The organism is Streptomyces sp. DSM 40750 (assembly GCF_024612035.1).
Taxonomy (GTDB): Bacteria; Actinomycetota; Actinomycetes; order Streptomycetales; family Streptomycetaceae; genus Streptomyces.
The window spans coordinates 3,279,439-3,295,138 of record NZ_CP102513.1 but is presented as its reverse complement, the minus strand read 5'-3'; the positions used below and the strand labels follow the sequence as shown (position 1 = coordinate 3,295,138).

Genomic DNA, 15,700 nt, shown 5'->3' with positions numbered 1-15,700 from the left:
TCGAAGGGGGTTCCCTCATCGGTATGGGGTCGGGGGTTGCCCTTGTGTCTTTGGCAGGACAGGGCGAGGGCCTCGGTGCGGTATCGATGTGCGACTCCGTCGCGTGGCCCATCGGGGACTGTAACTCGCTGATCGATGATCGATCAAAGGGTTGAGGGGCAAAAACTCTTGATCGCGAGAAAGTCGGCACCGGGTGCCTTCGGTGAGGGCACGGGGTGCCGCCGCGAGGTCGGGATTTCTGCAGGTGGGGCCGCGTTTGAGCGGGGGATTGCTCTGGTGTTCGGGGTGCAGGGGGGTGGGGCCCGGCGGTGTGTCCGGGCCCCACCGGGTGGTGAAGGGGGTCTCAGGCCATAGCTGTGTGCGTGGGCCTGGAGGGCTCCGTCATCCGGGCGGAGGGTTCCGGGGTCGCCTGTCGGCGCTCCTGTTCCCCTCGCTCGGCGCGGGCGCGGGCCCCCTGTTCGCGGGTGATCACCTCGGTGGCGGCGCCGACGGCGAGGGCGACCGGCCACTCCAGGAGTCCGGCCGCGGTCATGCCGCCCAGAAGGCCGTAGTAGGCCAGCTTGCGCGGCGCGGGAAGCAGTGAGGTGGCCGCGCGGGCGCCGGCGCGTGCGCCGGTGAAGAGGTCGCCCGGGGTCACATAGGGGATGGGAATCTGCGGGTGCGCGGTGTGCATGTGCAGCACCTTGCCGCCCGCGTGCTTCTCCTGGTCCTGTGCCGCCTCGTCGCGGCGCTGCTCGGACGCCTCCTGCGTCGCTGCGGTCATGGGCGTCGCCTGTGCCGCCTCGGTTCCGGCCGTCCCGGTTCCGGTCGCTTCCGTGCGGGGCGTCGTGCCCTGGTCCGATGCTCGGTCCTGTGGGTATTCCGGGTTGGTCTGCGGGGAAGTCATCTCCGTCCTCCCGTACTGGGAGCGTGAGGCAATGGAAGTCTCCCCCTACCGCCTTCCAGTCCTGAGTGTTGATAAACGTGTAAATCGTAGGAAATGGTGCCGGGTTGTGGGTCAGGCGTAGGCGGTCGCCGGACGGCCGCTGCCCATCAGTGCCTTCCAGAGCTGGACGGAGAGGCGGATCAGGGCGGCTTCGAGCAGGGCGACGGCGACCTGGGTCAGGATCGAGGCGAGGATGTGCGGCACGGTTCAGCCGCCTTTCGTGTGCATCGTGCGGGGGACCACTCCTTTGTGTGGTTTCACGGCTTCCGGGAGGCGGCACCCAGGTTGCCGGAGGGTGAACTTCCGATTTCCGGAATCCGCTTCTCCGGTACGGCGCCCCGTACGGCGGCGGGCAGCACGACCGAGCCCGCCGCCGACGCCAGGGCGATCGTCCAGCCCATGGGGCCGAGGGGCCGGCTGCCGAAGAAGGGGCTGAGCCCGGGCACGGTCACCGCGACGGCCAGCGCCACCAGGGACCCCACCACGGCCGCCGCGACCACCGGATCGCGGCCCGCGTCCGCCAGCGTCTGGAGCAGCTGGGAGGAGACGAGGGAGACCAGGGCGACGGTGTCCCCGCGACCGTGACCGTGTCGGTCACCAGACGGACCCGCGTCCAGACCCCGGACGCGGGACGAAGAGGCCGAGAGCCCCGCCCGTGAGCGCGCCGACGCCCTCCAGACGGGTGGCAGGCCGACCCGCCGGGCCTCCGGCAGGGCCATCAGCAGCACATGTACGACGTCGGGCCGGGCGGCGACATACGCGTCGCACGGCACATGACGCGGACCGGTGATCACCCCGGTCCCCAGATCGGCCCGGGCCGGCGCGCGCCGGGTGCGCGCCGACACCACCGCGACGCCATGGCCCTCCGCCTGGAGGGAGCGGACCAGCGCGGCCGTGCGGGCGTGCCCGGTCGGCAGCGGCTCGGGCAGTCCGAACCTGCGGTGCGGTCCCGGCGGCCCGCCGACCAGCCGCACCTGGCCGCACTCACCGGCCGCCCGCACCAAGTGATGGGCCAGCGCGTGCAGTCGGGGAACCAGACCGGCTACGGCGACCGGTGTCCCGGCCCGGACGACGAGCAGGACCCACGCCCCCTCCTCGGCCCAACGCGCGCTCCGCGCCACCGTCTCCTCGGGCACCGCGGCGCCGCAATCTGCACGCCGCCTTCGGTCGGCCAGAGCCCGGCTGTACGGGGCCGCAGCGCGGGACAGACCACCGGCCGCGCCGCCGGTACGGCGGCCAGCCTCCGCGCGGCCGAGCGGAGCGTCGCGGACAGTCCGGACCGGGAGAGCACTGGCCAGGTCACACGGCCCTCCACCCTCGACCGACGGGGGTCGTCGTCGCCCGGACAACAGTCCGGGCGACGGCCCCGGGAGAACACACGGCTCTCCCCAGTATGGGCGCGCCTCAGCGGCATCGTCCTGCGCTGGCGGGCCGGCTGGGCCGGAGGGGGACCGGAACGGGACCGTCAGACGGAATCGCCGGCGGCGCGGGGAGCGCAGCCCAGCACATGTTCCTTCACCAGGCGGCCGATCTCCGGGTCCCGCCGCTGGAACGCCTCGACCAAGGCCTGGTGCTCCTCCGCGTACGACTGCTGGACCGTCCCCAGCCAGCGGATGGACAGTGCCGTGAACACCTCGATGCCCAGGCCCTCCCAGGTGTGCAGGAGGACGGAGTTGCCGGCGGCGCGGACCATTTCGCGGTGGAAGCCGACGGTGTGACGGACCTGGGACGTGCCGTCGGCGTTGCGGTCGGCCTCGTACAGGGCGGCGACGTGCGGTTCGAGCGCCGAGCAGTCCTCGGCCAGCCTCTCCGCCGCCAGCTCCGCCGCGATCGCCTCCAGGCCGGCCCGTACCGGGTAACTCTCCTCCAGGTCGGCCGCGGTCAGATTGCGTACCCGTACACCCTTGTTCGGCGCGGACTCGATCAACCGCAGGGACTCCAGCTCGCGCAACGCCTCCCGCACCGGTGTCTGGCTGACCTCCAGCTCCGTCGCGATCCGCCGCTCCACGATCCGCTCACCCGGCTTCCACCGCCCGCTCACGATCCCCTCCACGATGTGCTCGCGGATCTGTTCGCGCAGCGAGTGGACGACGGGCGCGGTGGTCATGCGGGCTCCTTCGGCGGGGGACAGAGCCCCAAGGGCGTTGACCTCTAGACAATAAAGCCGCGACCCCACCGGTGAGAGGCGCACGGGGGAGCTTTCGCGCAGGTGAGACGAGACTTACACGCTGCCATGGGGAGCCGTTTTGTAAAGACCCGTACCGGCCAGGCTTCGGAGCGGTGACGGCCGTGTGACTGCGAGAATTCCGGCCCCCGGCGGTGCGGGGCATCTGAACCGTGGGAGCCGTGGGCCGCCCCGAAGGCGGTACCCGTCCCCGATGGCAGAAAACGGTGCCCCCGCCCGGAAACTCCGGACGAGGGCACCGTTCAGTTCAGACAGACGTGGCTGTCACAGCCCCAGCTCGACCTCGAACTCGCCCGCCTCAAGGATCGCCTTGACGGCCGTCAGGTAACGGGCCGCGTCGGCGCCGTCGACCAGACGGTGGTCGTAGGAGAGGGTCAGGTAGGTCATGTCGCGGACGCCGATGACCGTGCCCTCCTCCGTCTCGATAACGGCGGGGCGCTTGACCGTGGCGCCGATGCCGAGGATCGCGACCTGGCCCGGCGGCACGATGATCGTGTCGAAGAGCGCGCCGCGCGAACCGGTGTTGGAGATCGTGAAGGTCGCACCGGACAGCTCGTCGGGCGTGATCTTGTTGGCGCGGACCCTGCCCGCGAGCTCCGCCGTGGCCTTGGCGATACCGGCGATGTTGAGGTCACCGGCGTGCTTGATGACCGGGGTCATCAGGCCCTTCTCGGAGTCCACCGCGATACCGATGTTCTCGGTGTCGAAGTAGGTGATCGTGCCCTCGTCCACGTTGATCCGGGCGTTGACGGGCGCGTGGGCCTTCAGCGCCTGGGCCGCGGCCTTGACGAAGAACGGCATCGGGGAGAGCTTGACGCCCTCGCGGGCCGCGAACGAGTCCTTGGCCCGGGCGCGCAGCTTCATCAGCCGCGTGACGTCGACCTCGACCACCGAGGACAGCTGCGCCTGCTCGTGCAGCGCCTTGACCATGTTGTCGCCGATGACCTTGCGGATGCGCGGCATCTTGACGGTCTGGCCACGGAGGGGAGAGGCCTCCAGGGCCGGCGCCTTCTTGGCGGCCGGCGCGGCGGCGGGCGCCGGGGCCGGAGCGGCGGCGGCGGCCTTCGCGGCCTCGGCGGCGGCGATGACGTCCTGCTTGCGGATACGACCGCCGACGCCGGTGCCCTTGACGGCGCCCAGGTCGACGCCGTTCTCGGCGGCGAGCTTGCGCACCAGCGGGGTGACGTACGCGCCTTCGTCGGTCGCCTTGGCGGCGGCAGGCACAGCCGGGGCCGGAGCCGGGGTGACCGGGGCGGGCGCGGGAGCCGGCGCGGCCGGGGCAGCGGCGGCGGGCGCCGGGGCCGGAGCGGCGGGGGCCGGGGCCGGAGCCGCGGGGGCGGCCGGGGCGGGCGCCGGAGCGGCCGGGGCCGGGGCAGCGGCGGCGGGCGCCGGGGCCGGAGCGGCCGGGGCAGCCGCCGGAGCGGCACCGGGGGCGCCGATGACGGCCAGCTTGGCGCCGACCTCGGCGGTCTCGTCCTCGGCGACCGTGATCTCCAGGAGCACACCCGAGGTGGGCGCCGGGATCTCGGTGTCGACCTTGTCCGTGGAGACCTCAAGGAGGGGCTCGTCGGCCTCGACGGAGTCGCCGACCTCCTTGAGCCAGCGGGTGACGGTGCCCTCGGTGACGGACTCGCCGAGCGCCGGGAGGACCACGTCGGTGCCCTCGGCGGAGCCACCGCCGGTGGCGGCCTCGGCGGTCGGGGCCGGCGCGGGGGCGGCCTGCTCGGTGGAGGGCGTGGCCTGCGGGGCCGGCTCCGGAGCCGCGGCCGGCTCGGCGGCCGGGGCGGGGGCGGGCGCGCCCGTGCCGTCGTCGATGACGGCCAGCTCGGCGCCGACCTCGACGGTCTCGTCCTCGGCGACCTTGATGGACGCCAGGATGCCGGCGGCCGGGGAGGGGATCTCGGTGTCGACCTTGTCGGTCGAGACCTCGAGCAGCGGCTCGTCGGCCTCTACGCGCTCACCCTCGGCCTTCAGCCAGCGGGTGACAGTGCCCTCGGTGACGCTCTCGCCGAGCGCCGGAAGGGTTACGGAAACCGCCATGGTTTCTGTTGCTCCTTAGGAATTGCGGAAGTCTGGATCGTCGCTTCGTCGACCGAGGGGTCAGTCGTGCGAGTGCAGCGGCTTGCCGGCCAGGGCCAGGTGGGCCTCGCCCATCGCCTCGTTCTGGGTCGGGTGGGCGTGGATGAGCTGCGCGACCTCGGCGGGCAGCGCCTCCCAGTTGTAGATCAGCTGGGCTTCGCCGACCTGCTCGCCCATGCGGTCGCCGACCATGTGGACGCCGACCACGGCACCGTCCTTGACCTGGACGAGCTTGATCTCGCCCGCGGTGTTGAGGATCTTGCTCTTGCCGTTGCCCGCCAGGTTGTACTTCAGAGCGACGACCTTGTCCGCGCCGTAGATCTCCTTGGCCTTGGCCTCGGTGATACCCACGGAGGCGACCTCCGGGTGGCAGTACGTCACCCGCGGCACACCGTCGTAGTCGATCGGAACGGTCTTGAGACCGGCCAGACGCTCCGCCACCAGGATGCCCTCGGCGAAGCCGACGTGCGCGAGCTGGAGCGTCGGGACCAGGTCACCGACGGCGGAGATGGTCGGGACGTTCGTGCGCATGTACTCGTCGACCAGGACGTAGCCGCGGTCCATGGCGACGCCCTGGTCCTCGTAACCCAGACCCTGGGACACGGGGCCGCGGCCGACGGCGACGAGCAGGAGCTCGGCCTCGAACTCCTTGCCGTCGGCGAGGGTGACCTTGACACCGTCCTGGGTGTACTCGGCCTTCGAGAAGAAGGTGCCCAGGTTGAACTTGATGCCGCGCTTGCGGAAGGCGCGCTCAAGAAGCTTGGAGGAGTTCTCGTCCTCGACGGGGACGAGGTGCTTCAGACCCTCGATGACGGTGATGTCCGAACCGAAGGACTTCCAGGCGGAGGCGAACTCGACGCCGATGACACCGCCGCCGAGGACGATCGCCGACTTCGGCACCCGGTCCAGGACGAGGGCGTGGTCCGAGGAGATGATGCGGTTGCCGTCGATCTCCAGGCCCGGCAGCGACTTCGGCACGGAGCCGGTCGCCAGCAGGACGTGGCGGCCCTGGACGCGCTGGCCGTTCACGTCGACGGAGGTCGGGGAGGACAGCCGGCCCTCACCCTCGATGTAGGTGACCTTGCGGGAGGCGATGAGCCCCTGCAGACCCTTGTACAGGCCGGAGATCACCCCGTCCTTGTACTTGTGCACGGCCGGGACGTCGATGCCCTCGAAGGTGGCCTTCACACCGAACTGCTCGCTCTCGCGGGCCTGGTCGGCGATCTCGCCCGCGTGGAGCAGGGCCTTCGTGGGAATGCATCCCCGGTGCAGGCAGGTGCCTCCGACCTTGTCCTTCTCGATCAGGGCGACGTCCAGGCCCAGCTGAGCCCCGCGCAGCGCCGCGGCGTAACCACCGCTACCACCGCCGAGGATCACTAGGTCGAAAACGGTGCTGGCGTCGTTCGCCACGTCACGTCCTCCATGCATGTGCGCCGTACGCCGGTCGTCCATGACCGGGCGGCGGCTGGGTGTCCGGCCGCTCTTCTTCGGCCCTGTGGTGGGGGCCCTGTCCTGCCGACGCCCATCTTCGCACTTGTCCACGCCGAACGAGACGCCGGGCCGGGGTGTGAGACACCACACGCTCACTTGTGACGCGGGCCGCGGGGGCAACGCCCCGAAGGGGCGCGGGGAACCGCGCGACCAGCCGCAGTCGGCCCGCAGTCGCCCACGCCCCTCGGACACCGAGCTGTCAGGCGAACGTCACCCCAGGTCGCCGGAGGCAGCCCGCTCAGCCAGCCGCACCAGAGTCCGAACAGCCGTCCCGGTCCCACCCTTCGGCGTGTACCCGAAGGGACCCCCCTCGTTGAAGGCCGGCCCCGCGATGTCCAGGTGCGCCCAGGTGATCCCCTCACCCACGAACTCCTTGAGGAACAGCCCGGCGACCAGCCCACCGCCGTACCGCTCACCCATGTTCGCGATGTCGGCGGTCGGGGAGTCCATCCCCTTGCGCAGATGGTCCGGCAGCGGCATCGGCCACGCCGGTTCACCGGACTCCTCGGCGGCCTCGTGCACGGCCGTGCGGAACGCGTCGTCGTTGGCCATGATCCCGAACGTCCGGTTGCCCAGCGCCAGCATCATCGCCCCGGTCAGCGTCGCCACGTCGACGATCGCGTCCGGCTTGTCCTCGGACGCCTTGGCGAGCGCGTCGGCCAGGACGAGCCGGCCCTCCGCGTCGGTGTTCAGCACCTCCACCGTCTTGCCGCTGTACATGCGCAGCACGTCACCCGGGCGGGTGGCGGAGCCGGACGGCATGTTCTCGGCGAGGGCGAGCCAGCCCGTGATGTTGACCTCGAGACCCAGGCGCGCGGCGGCGACGACCGCGGCGAACACGGCGGCCGCGCCGCTCATGTCGCACTTCATCGTCTCGTTGTGCCCGGCGGGCTTGAGCGAGATACCGCCCGAGTCGTACGTGATGCCCTTGCCGACGAACGCCAGGTGCTTCTTCGCCTTGGGGCTGGTGTACGACAGCTGCACCAGCCGGGGCGTGGCCGCGGAGCCCGCGCCGACGCCGAGGATGCCGCCGTAGCCGCCCTTGGCGAGCGCCTTCTCGTCGAGCACGGTCACCTTGATGCCGTGCTCCTTGGCCGCGGTCTGCGCGACGGCGGCGAAGGCCTCCGGGTCGAGGTCGTTCGGCGGGGTGTTGATGAGGTCCCGGGCGCGGTTCAGCTCCTCGGTCACCGCGATCGCGCGCTCGGCGGCCGCCTTGTGGGCCTTGTCCCGGGGCTTCGCGCCGAGCAGGGCGACCTCGGCGAGCGGCGCCTTGCCGTTCTTGGCCTTCGCGGCGTCCTTGGCCTGACGGCCGGTTTCCTTGTACACGTCAAAGGAGTACGCGCCGAGCAACGCGCCCTCGGCGAGGGCGCCCACGGCGTCGGCGTCCTCGACGGGCAGCGCGAACGCGGCCTTCTTCGTGCCGGACAGGGCACGGGCCGCGGCACCGGCCGCGCGGCGCAGCGCCTCCGCGCCGAACGAGCCGTCCTTCTCGGGCACCGCACCCAGGCCCACCGCCACGACGAGCGGCGCCTTGAAACCGGACGGCGCGGGCAGCTTCGTCACCTCGCCCTCCGCGCCCGAGGCGCCGAGGGTCTCCAGGACGCCGGCCAGCTTGCCGTCGTATGCCTTGTCCACGGCCTCGGCACCCGGCGCGATGACCAGGTCCCCTGACCGGGATGCAGAGCCCTTCGCGACACCGACCACGATCGCGTCGGCGCGGAGGCCCGACGCGGCGGCGGTGCTGAGAGTGAGAGCAGTCACGGTGGTGAAATCTCGCTTCCGATTGAGTTTCGGTGGCCGAACGGATGGGTCGACGTGCCGTGAACGAGCCTAGGCCCTTGTTCGGCCCATCGGATCTGGGGCGCGGGCCGGTTGCGCACGCGCCGCCCGCACGGCGTCCGCTGCGACCAGCCTCCCCGACTTTCGGCTCCGCCCGTGCAGGGAGATCCCCATGTCTTCGGCATAGGGGGATCCCTTGTCGCGGGCCGGCTGTCGCGTGTACTTGGATCTCCGCGCGTAGCACCACGGGTCTGCGCGCGTAGCGTCGGCAGCCGATTTCGATCATCCCTGCGGGCATTCACCCCTATGTGGCTTCATGGTCATTTTTGTGCCTCATATGCCCTGACCTGGGTCACACTCGTCCCGCCGGTGAGTGATCAGCTCATCGGTTTGCATCATTTCCACGGATTCCCCTGGGTACGGCCGTTCAGTCCGGCCGCGGGGGATCTTCTCGGGGGAGGGGCGAACATGGCGCACTGTGTGCCCGGACGGAGAAACGCCGCCGCGGTCGTGGCGACCGCGAGCCTGTTGGCGGCGGGTCTGGGCATACCGGAAGCGTCGGCCGGCGCCGCACCGCGCATCGACCTCAAGGTCCTGGTCGTGGACAACGGCGACAGCCCCGTCCAGGCCATCACCGCGGAGCTGAAGAGCACCGGCATCCCGTACACGCGCGTCAACCTCGACGACGCCGACCGCCCGACCATCGACGCCGCCTTCCTGAGCGACACGGTGGGCGGCACGCCGCGCGCCAGATTCCAGGGTGTGGTCCTGCCCGACGAGGCCCCGTTCGGCGCGGGTTCGGCCGAGCAGACCGCCCTGGAGGCGTACGAGCGGACGTACGGCATCCCGCAGGTGGACGCCTACACCTGGGCGCATCCCGGCGTCGGGCTCGACCACACGAGCGAGGGCGGCTGGGCCGGCACCCTCGACGGCCGTGAGGCCGCGGTGACCGACGCCGGCAAGGCGGGCCACTTCGGCTATCTGGACGGGCAGCTCGCGTTCGAGGACGACTCCGCGGCTCTGCGGGAGAGTTACGGCTTCGTCGCCCGGCCCCGGGCGGGCTACACCAGCTATCTCGACATCGCCGTGCCCGGCGGCAGCGGCCGGGGCAGCCTGCTCGGCGAGTACGCCCACGACGGGCGCCGCGAACTGGTCGTCACCTTCGCCTACAACCAGCATCAGCGGCAGTTCCGGGTGCTGGCCCGGGGGATCGTCGAGTGGCTGACGCAGGGCGTGCACCTCGGGCGGAGCCGGAACTACTTCGCCGTCCACGTCGACGACGTGTTCGCGCCAGACAGCCGTTGGGACACCGAGCACAACTGCACGCCCGGCAGCTTCAACTGCGGCGGCGGGGAGGGCGAGGGGGCCGAGCCTATCCGGATGACCGCCGCCGACGCGGAGTACGCGAAACAGTGGCAGCGGTCCAGCGGCTTCACCCTCGACATGGTCTACAACGGGGGCAGCGGCGAGGAGTGGAAGGCGGCGAACGGCGGCACCGACGCCCTCACCGACCGGCTGCTCGCGGACAAGAACGCGTACCGCTGGATCAATCACACCTACACCCACCGGTACCTCGGATGCGTCCAGGACACCTCGACCGTCCCGTGGAGCTGCGCGAAGAACGCGGACGGCTCCACCCGCCAGCTGAGCCGCGCCGACATCGCCGGGCAGATCAGGGACAACCACGACTGGGCGGTGGCACGCGGTCTGCCGGTGCGGCGGGACGAGCTGGTGACGGGCGAGCACTCCGGGCTGAAGACGCCGCCGCAGCAGCCGGACGACAACCCGAACCTGGCGGGCGCGCTCGCCGACAACGGTGTCAAGTGGATCGCCTCCGACAACTCCCGTGAGCCGAGCCAGCGTTCGGTGGGCGCCGCCCTGACGGTGCCGCGCCACCCGATGAACGTGTACTACAACGTGGGCACGGCCGCGGAGATGGTCGACGAGTACAACTGGGTCTACACCTCGGCGGCCGACGGCGGCAGCGGGGTCTGCGAGAACGACGCGACCTCCACCTGTCTGCCCGCCCCGCTGGACCCGGCCACCGGTTACGCGTCGCACATCGTCCCGCAGGAGGTCCGTACCGCCCTGCTGCACGCCACCGGCAACGACCCGCGACCGCACTACGCGCACCAGTCCAACCTGGCCGAGGAGCGGCTGCTCTACCCGGTCCTGGACCAGGTGATCGCCGACTACCGGGCGCTGTTCGCCGCCGACACACCGCTGGAGAACCCCCGGCAGAGCGCGGTCGGCACGGAGCTGAAACGCCGGGCCGCCTGGCAGACCGCCGTCGAGAACGGCACCGTCACGGCGTACCGGATCGGGACCACGGTGACCGTCACCGTCACCGCCCCGCCCGGGACCCGGATCCCGGTGACCGCACCGGAGGGGACCACCCAGCGACTCCCCGTCGGGACCACCGTGTTCGGGACGCCATACGCGGGAGGGCGCTCGGCTTGGACCACGCCCGCACCGTCGCAGACCGCTGTCAGGCTCAAGCTGCCGTAGGGCGCGACGAGGCTCAGCGGCAACGCCCCGAAGGGGCGCGGGGCCGTATGCGACATGCGGCTCCGCCGCGGGGCATGACCAGCCTCCATGGACCCGCAGCCGGGGTCCGGGCCGCCAGGCCCCGTACATCATCCGCACAACAGGGGGGAGCGGCGCAGCGATGCGCACCGGCCGTCATGTCACCATGCTCACCGAAGGCACCTATCCGCATGTCCACGGCGGGGTGAGCACCTGGTGCGACCAGCTCGTCAAGGGCATGCCCGACATCGAGTTCCACCTCGTGTCGCTCACCGGCACCGGCCGCGAACCCGTGACCTGGGAACTTCCGCCGAACGTGTACCGGCACACCTCCGTACCCACCTGGGGCCCACGCCCCGGCCGCACCCGTGCCCCGTATGGCGCGGCCCGCCGCCGCTTCACCGACTCCTATGAACGGCTTTTGCTCTCCGTCCTGGACCCCGAGGCGTCCCGCGACTTCGGGGAGGCGCTCTACGAGCTGGCCGAACTCGCCCGCGACGGACGCCTGTCGGCGGCGCTGCGCACGGAGGCCGCACTGCGCTCGCTGATGTGGATCTGGACGATGCCGCATCTGCCGACGGCCGCCGCGCACCCCACGGTCCACGACGCGCTCACCGCGACCGACCTGCTGGAACACGCCCTACGGCCGCTCGGCGCCCGTATCCCCGAGAACTGCGTGGCCCACGCGGTCAGCGGCGGTCTGGCCACCCTGCCCGCGCTCGCCGCCCGTGAGCTGGACGGCGTGCCGTTCCTCCTCACCGAGCACGGCATCTATCTGCGCGAGCGCTACCTCGGCCACCGGAGCGGCGACCAGCGCTGGCCCGTGAAGGCCTTCATGCTCGGCTTCCACCGCGAGCTGACCAGGCTCGGCTACCGCGCCGCCGACCTCATCACGCCCTGCAACCAGTACAACCGCCGCTGGGAGGAGCGCGGCGGCGCCGACGGCGACAAGGTCCGCACGGTCTACAACGGCGTCGACCCGGCCGCCTTCCCGCACGCCGGCCCCGAACCCGACGTGCCCACCCTCACCTGGTGCGGCCGTGTCGACCCCATCAAGGACCTGGAGACACTGCTGCACGCGTACGCCATGATCCGCGCCGAACTCCCCGAGACCAGACTCCGGTTGTTCGGACCCGTGCCGCCCGGCGGCGAGGAGTACCGCACCGAGCTGGAGAAACTCGCCGCCGAACTGGGCGTCACGGACGGGCTCACCTTCGAGGGCAGGATCAACGAGGTGTGGCGCGCGTACGCGGCCGGGCACATCGTGATGCTGTCCTCCATCTCCGAGGGCTTCCCGTTCTCCATCATCGAGGCCATGTCCTGCGGCCGTACGACCGTCTCGACGGACGTAGGCGGGGTCCGCGAGGCGGTCGGCGACACCGGGATCGTCGTACCTCCGCGCGAGCCGGAACAGCTGGCCGCCGCCGCGCTCGTCCTCCTCCGCGACGACGCACGCCGCATCGGACTGGGCGAGTCGGCGCGTCGGCGCGTCATCGACCGGTTCACCCTGCGCCGCTCCGTGGACGCCTTCCGCACGATCTATCTGGAGCTCGCGGGCCAGGGCGAGGCCGTGTACGAGCCCGCGCTGGAGACGGTCGCCGACTGGACCGTCGAACTGCGCGACCCCTGGTACCGGACCGTGGCGACGGACGGAACCGACTGGTGAGCGGCAGCCTCCCGACGCCCCCGGGCGCACCGCGGAACACTCTCCCGGCCATTCCTCGACAGCGCCGCGGGGCGCGTTGGGCCAACCCCGATCCCATCGATCAACTCGCCGAGCAGTACCGGGAGTTCATGGCGGCCGCCGTCCACCCCGACGAGATAGCGGCCCTGCTGGAGTCCAACGGCATGTCGGACGACCGGACCCGCGAACGGTACGGGTACCGCAACTCCTTCGCCCTCGCCGAGGAGTTGTACGAACGCGTCGAGCGCGGTCATCCCGAACCGGACGGTCCCGCGCCCGACCCCTGGCGGATCAGCCTGCTGGGCTGCCTGCTCAGAGGCGTGGTCTTCGCCCTCCCGGGCCTCGCCTACGTCCTGGGCGCACCCCTTCTCGCCGGCCCCCGCGACGGCTTCGGCCTCCCCGCCGGTACGGTCCCGCTGCTGGCCGGCGCCCTGTGCGGCTGGATGTGGAACCAGGGGCTCGCCCACCGGGCGTACTCCTGGCTCGGGCTGGGCGACCGCGACGCGTGCCGCCGCTCCCTCGCCGTCGGGGCCCCGGTCGGTGTGCTCCTCGGCGCGGCGGTCGCGTTCCTCGTGGCGGGCGGCGGCGACCCGGGTGCGGTGGCCTTCGCCGCCGGACAGTCCTGCTATCTCGGCGCCGCGACCGTCCTGCTGGTCATGGGCCGTGAACGGGCCCTTCTCCACAGTCTGCTGCCGATGACGGCGGGCTCCCTGTTCGCCCTGGTCCAGCAGGTGCCCGACTGGTCGAGGCTCACCCTGCTGGCCGGGTCCCTGTCGGCGGTCGTGATCCTCGCGGCACACGAAGTGGCGCCAGCCATGAAGGAGTTGGGCCTCGCGCGCTGGACCGCCGGGCTCGCGGCCCTGCTGCCCTTCGGCACCCCCGGAGCCACCACGGAGAAGGACCCGGCCTCTCCCCGGCTCTCCGCCTCCCTCCCGTACGCCTTCTTCGGCCTCGGCACCGGTGTGCTCGTGCTGTACGCGGCGCTCGGGGACGTGCTCGCCGGTGAGGAGCACAGCGCGGTCGCCACACCCGCCGCCGTGGCGCTCACGCTCAGCATGGGCCCCGCCGAATGGCTGCTGTACCGCTTCCGCAGCGGAGGCCTCGCCGGACTGCGCTCCACCAGCACACCGGGCGCCTTCTGGCGGGCCACCGCCGTGACCCTGGTCCAGTGCCTGGCCGGCTATCTCGCCGCCCTGCTGATCCTGGCCCATGCCACGGCCGCGATGTGGCCGCAGGCCCCGGTCCTCGACGGAACCCGCCTCGCGGGCCTGCTCCTGCTGGGCGCCGTGCTCTGGACCGGCCTGCTCCTGCAGTCCTTCGGCGCCGTCCTGGGCGCGGCCACGGTGTGCTGCGCCGCCGCCCTCGCCCAGACCACGGCCCTGGCGATGTACTCGGCCGACCCGCACCTGATCGGCCTGACCGTGTACGGCGTCGCGGCCGGGCTCCAGGCGGGCCTGGTAGGCGGCCTGCTGGGGAGGGCGACGGCTCACCGATGAGAGCAGAGAGAACAGAGTGCCCGGAGCGGGGGCCGGCCGGCACCTCCGCCCGCCCCTCCGTCCTCGTCCCTTACTACGAGCACCCGTCCGCCCGCCCCGCCGAGTGGAACGCGTTGGTCACCGCCGCGCCGAGCCTCTACGGCGTCGTCCTCAACCCGTCCAGCGGCCCCGGCGACGCCCCCGACCCGGCGTTCATCCAGGTCGCCAACCGGCTGCGGGCCGCGGGCGTACGGCTCCTCGGGTACGCCGACACGGGCTACGGCCGCCGGCCCGTCACCGAGGTCGTACGGGACCTGACCAGGTATCAGGCCTGGTACGGCACCGACGGCACGTTCCTCGACCAAGTGCCCGCCGGCCTCGGCGAGTTCGACTACTACCGGCGGCTCGCGGCGGCCGTCTGGGGCGGGGGCTCCGCCACCCTCGCCCTCAACCACGGCACCCCGCCGCACCCCGCCTACGCCCGTATCGCCGACCTCGTCGTCACCTTCGAGGGCACCTGGGAGACGTACCGGGAACAGCCGCTCGCGCCCTGGCCGGGCGGCACCCGCGGCCTCGGCGCGCAGGTGTGCCATCTGGTGTACGGAGTGCCGCCGGACGCCGACGTCGGCGGCCTCGCACGGACCCGCGGAGCCTCCGTGCACTGCGCGGTTCCCGGCGTAGGGGATCATCCCTGGGGTACGTTGCCGCACGCCCTGGAGCCCACCTGATGAGCCGCGTCCTCGCCCGCAGCGCCCTGCTGTCCGTCCTTCTGCTGGTCGCCGGGTGTACGACCACTTCCGACGACCAGCCGGGCACCGGCCGGGAGTCCGGCGAGGCCGCGCGCTGGCGGCCGGAGCCCGGCACGGACTGGCAGTGGCAGCTCAGCGGGCGTCTGGACACCTCCGTCGACGTCCCCGTGTACGACATCGACGGCTTCGACCAATCCGCCGACGCCGTCGCCGAGTTGCACGACGACGGCCGCGAGGTCATCTGCTATCTGTCGACCGGCGCCTGGGAGGACTGGCGCCCGGACGCCGACGAGTTCCCGAAATCGGTCATCGGCAAGAGCAACGGCTGGGAGGGTGAGCGCTGGCTCGACATCCGTGAGACCGACGTCCTCGAACCCCTCATGGCCGCCCGTTTCGACATGTGCGCGGAGAAGGGCTTCGACGCGGTCGAGCCCGACAACATGGACGGCTACCGCAACGAGACCGGCTTCCCCTTGAAGGCCGCCGACCAGCTTCGCTACAACCGCCTCATCGCCCGCCTCGCCCACGAGCGGGGCCTCGCCGTGGGCCTCAAGAACGACCTCGACCAGATCCCGGAACTCGTCGACGACTTCGACTTCGCCGTCAACGAGCAGTGCGCCCAGTACGAGGAGTGCGACGACCTCACCCCCTTCATCGAGGCGGGCAAGGCGGTCTTCCACGTCGAGTACGAGATGGAGACGGGCGACTTCTGCCCCGAGGCCCGACGCCTGGAGCTCAGCTCGATGCTGAAGAAGTGGGAGCTGGGGGTGTGGCGGAAGGCCTGCTGACGCTCGTGGATCAGCCGGG

The 15,700-nt window shown here is 71.7% G+C and carries 12 protein-coding genes; 5 read left to right on the top strand and 7 right to left on the bottom strand.

What is annotated here, in order from left to right:
- Window positions 1-343: 343 nt before the first annotated feature.
- The 7 genes from JIX55_RS14695 to JIX55_RS14665 all read right to left on the bottom strand — a co-directional run bounded on the left by JIX55_RS14695 (window position 344) and on the right by JIX55_RS14665 (window position 8,441).
- Window positions 344-763, bottom strand: a complete 420-nt coding sequence (locus JIX55_RS14695; protein WP_257563760.1) for a hypothetical protein — start codon at window positions 761-763, stop codon at window positions 344-346.
- Between the two features lie 234 nt (window positions 764-997).
- Window positions 998-1,129, bottom strand: coding sequence for a hypothetical protein (locus JIX55_RS14690; protein WP_257563759.1), 132 nt, complete (start codon window positions 1,127-1,129; stop codon window positions 998-1,000).
- 53 nt (window positions 1,130-1,182) lie between these two features.
- Complete coding sequence (locus JIX55_RS14685; RefSeq protein WP_257563758.1) at window positions 1,183-2,046, bottom strand: cation-translocating P-type ATPase C-terminal domain-containing protein; 864 nt, start codon at window positions 2,044-2,046, stop codon at window positions 1,183-1,185.
- A 344-nt stretch (window positions 2,047-2,390) separates the two neighbouring features.
- Window positions 2,391-3,032 (bottom strand): GntR family transcriptional regulator, encoded by a 642-nt coding sequence (locus tag JIX55_RS14680; protein ID WP_257563757.1) that lies wholly within the window; start codon window positions 3,030-3,032, stop codon window positions 2,391-2,393.
- 342 nt (window positions 3,033-3,374) lie between these two features.
- On the bottom strand, window positions 3,375-5,150 hold the full coding sequence (sucB, locus tag JIX55_RS14675) for a 2-oxoglutarate dehydrogenase, E2 component, dihydrolipoamide succinyltransferase (protein ID WP_257563756.1): 1,776 nt from the start codon (window positions 5,148-5,150) through the stop codon (window positions 3,375-3,377).
- A gap of 60 nt (window positions 5,151-5,210) precedes the next feature.
- Window positions 5,211-6,599: a dihydrolipoyl dehydrogenase gene (gene lpdA / locus JIX55_RS14670; protein ID WP_257563755.1), complete on the bottom strand. Its 1,389-nt coding sequence runs from the start codon at window positions 6,597-6,599 to the stop codon at window positions 5,211-5,213.
- A 291-nt stretch (window positions 6,600-6,890) separates the two neighbouring features.
- The gene (locus JIX55_RS14665; protein ID WP_257563754.1) at window positions 6,891-8,441 is read right to left on the bottom strand and encodes a leucyl aminopeptidase; all 1,551 of its coding nucleotides are present in this window, start codon (window positions 8,439-8,441) and stop codon (window positions 6,891-6,893) included.
- Window positions 8,442-8,927: 486 nt separating this feature from the next.
- Between JIX55_RS14665 and JIX55_RS14660 the strand changes: the two genes are divergently transcribed.
- From JIX55_RS14660 to JIX55_RS14640, 5 genes are all read left to right on the top strand, one after another.
- The gene (locus JIX55_RS14660) at window positions 8,928-10,967 is read left to right on the top strand and encodes a hypothetical protein (protein WP_257563753.1); all 2,040 of its coding nucleotides are present in this window, start codon (window positions 8,928-8,930) and stop codon (window positions 10,965-10,967) included.
- A 160-nt stretch (window positions 10,968-11,127) separates the two neighbouring features.
- Window positions 11,128-12,651 (top strand): GT4 family glycosyltransferase PelF, encoded by a 1,524-nt coding sequence (gene pelF, locus JIX55_RS14655; RefSeq protein ID WP_257563752.1) that lies wholly within the window; start codon window positions 11,128-11,130, stop codon window positions 12,649-12,651.
- Entirely contained in the window at window positions 12,648-14,165 is a 1,518-nt protein-coding gene (locus tag JIX55_RS14650) for a hypothetical protein (protein ID WP_257563751.1), read from the top strand. The genes pelF and JIX55_RS14650 overlap by 4 nt, the downstream gene beginning before the upstream one ends.
- Window positions 14,162-14,872, top strand: coding sequence for a spherulation-specific family 4 protein (locus JIX55_RS14645; RefSeq protein ID WP_257563750.1), 711 nt, complete (start codon window positions 14,162-14,164; stop codon window positions 14,870-14,872). The genes JIX55_RS14650 and JIX55_RS14645 overlap by 4 nt, the downstream gene beginning before the upstream one ends.
- A complete protein-coding gene (locus tag JIX55_RS14640; protein WP_257563749.1) occupies window positions 14,872-15,681 on the top strand; it encodes an endo alpha-1,4 polygalactosaminidase in 810 nt (269 codons plus the stop codon). The genes JIX55_RS14645 and JIX55_RS14640 overlap by 1 nt, the downstream gene beginning before the upstream one ends.
- Window positions 15,682-15,700 lie beyond the last annotated feature (19 nt).

Excerpts from the sequence above, each read along its gene's own strand:
- JIX55_RS14640 (WP_257563749.1), top strand. The coding sequence starts at position 14,872 with ATGAGCCGCGTCCTCGCCCGCAGCGCCCTGCTGTCCGTCCTTCTGCTG.
- JIX55_RS14680 (WP_257563757.1), bottom strand. The coding sequence starts at position 3,032 with ATGACCACCGCGCCCGTCGTCCACTCGCTGCGCGAACAGATCCGCGAG.
- JIX55_RS14660 (WP_257563753.1), top strand. The coding sequence starts at position 8,928 with ATGGCGCACTGTGTGCCCGGACGGAGAAACGCCGCCGCGGTCGTGGCG.
- JIX55_RS14695 (WP_257563760.1), bottom strand. The coding sequence starts at position 763 with ATGACCGCAGCGACGCAGGAGGCGTCCGAGCAGCGCCGCGACGAGGCG.
- JIX55_RS14645 (WP_257563750.1), top strand. The coding sequence starts at position 14,162 with ATGAGAGCAGAGAGAACAGAGTGCCCGGAGCGGGGGCCGGCCGGCACC.
- sucB (WP_257563756.1), bottom strand. The coding sequence starts at position 5,150 with ATGGCGGTTTCCGTAACCCTTCCGGCGCTCGGCGAGAGCGTCACCGAG.
- pelF (WP_257563752.1), top strand. The coding sequence starts at position 11,128 with ATGCGCACCGGCCGTCATGTCACCATGCTCACCGAAGGCACCTATCCG.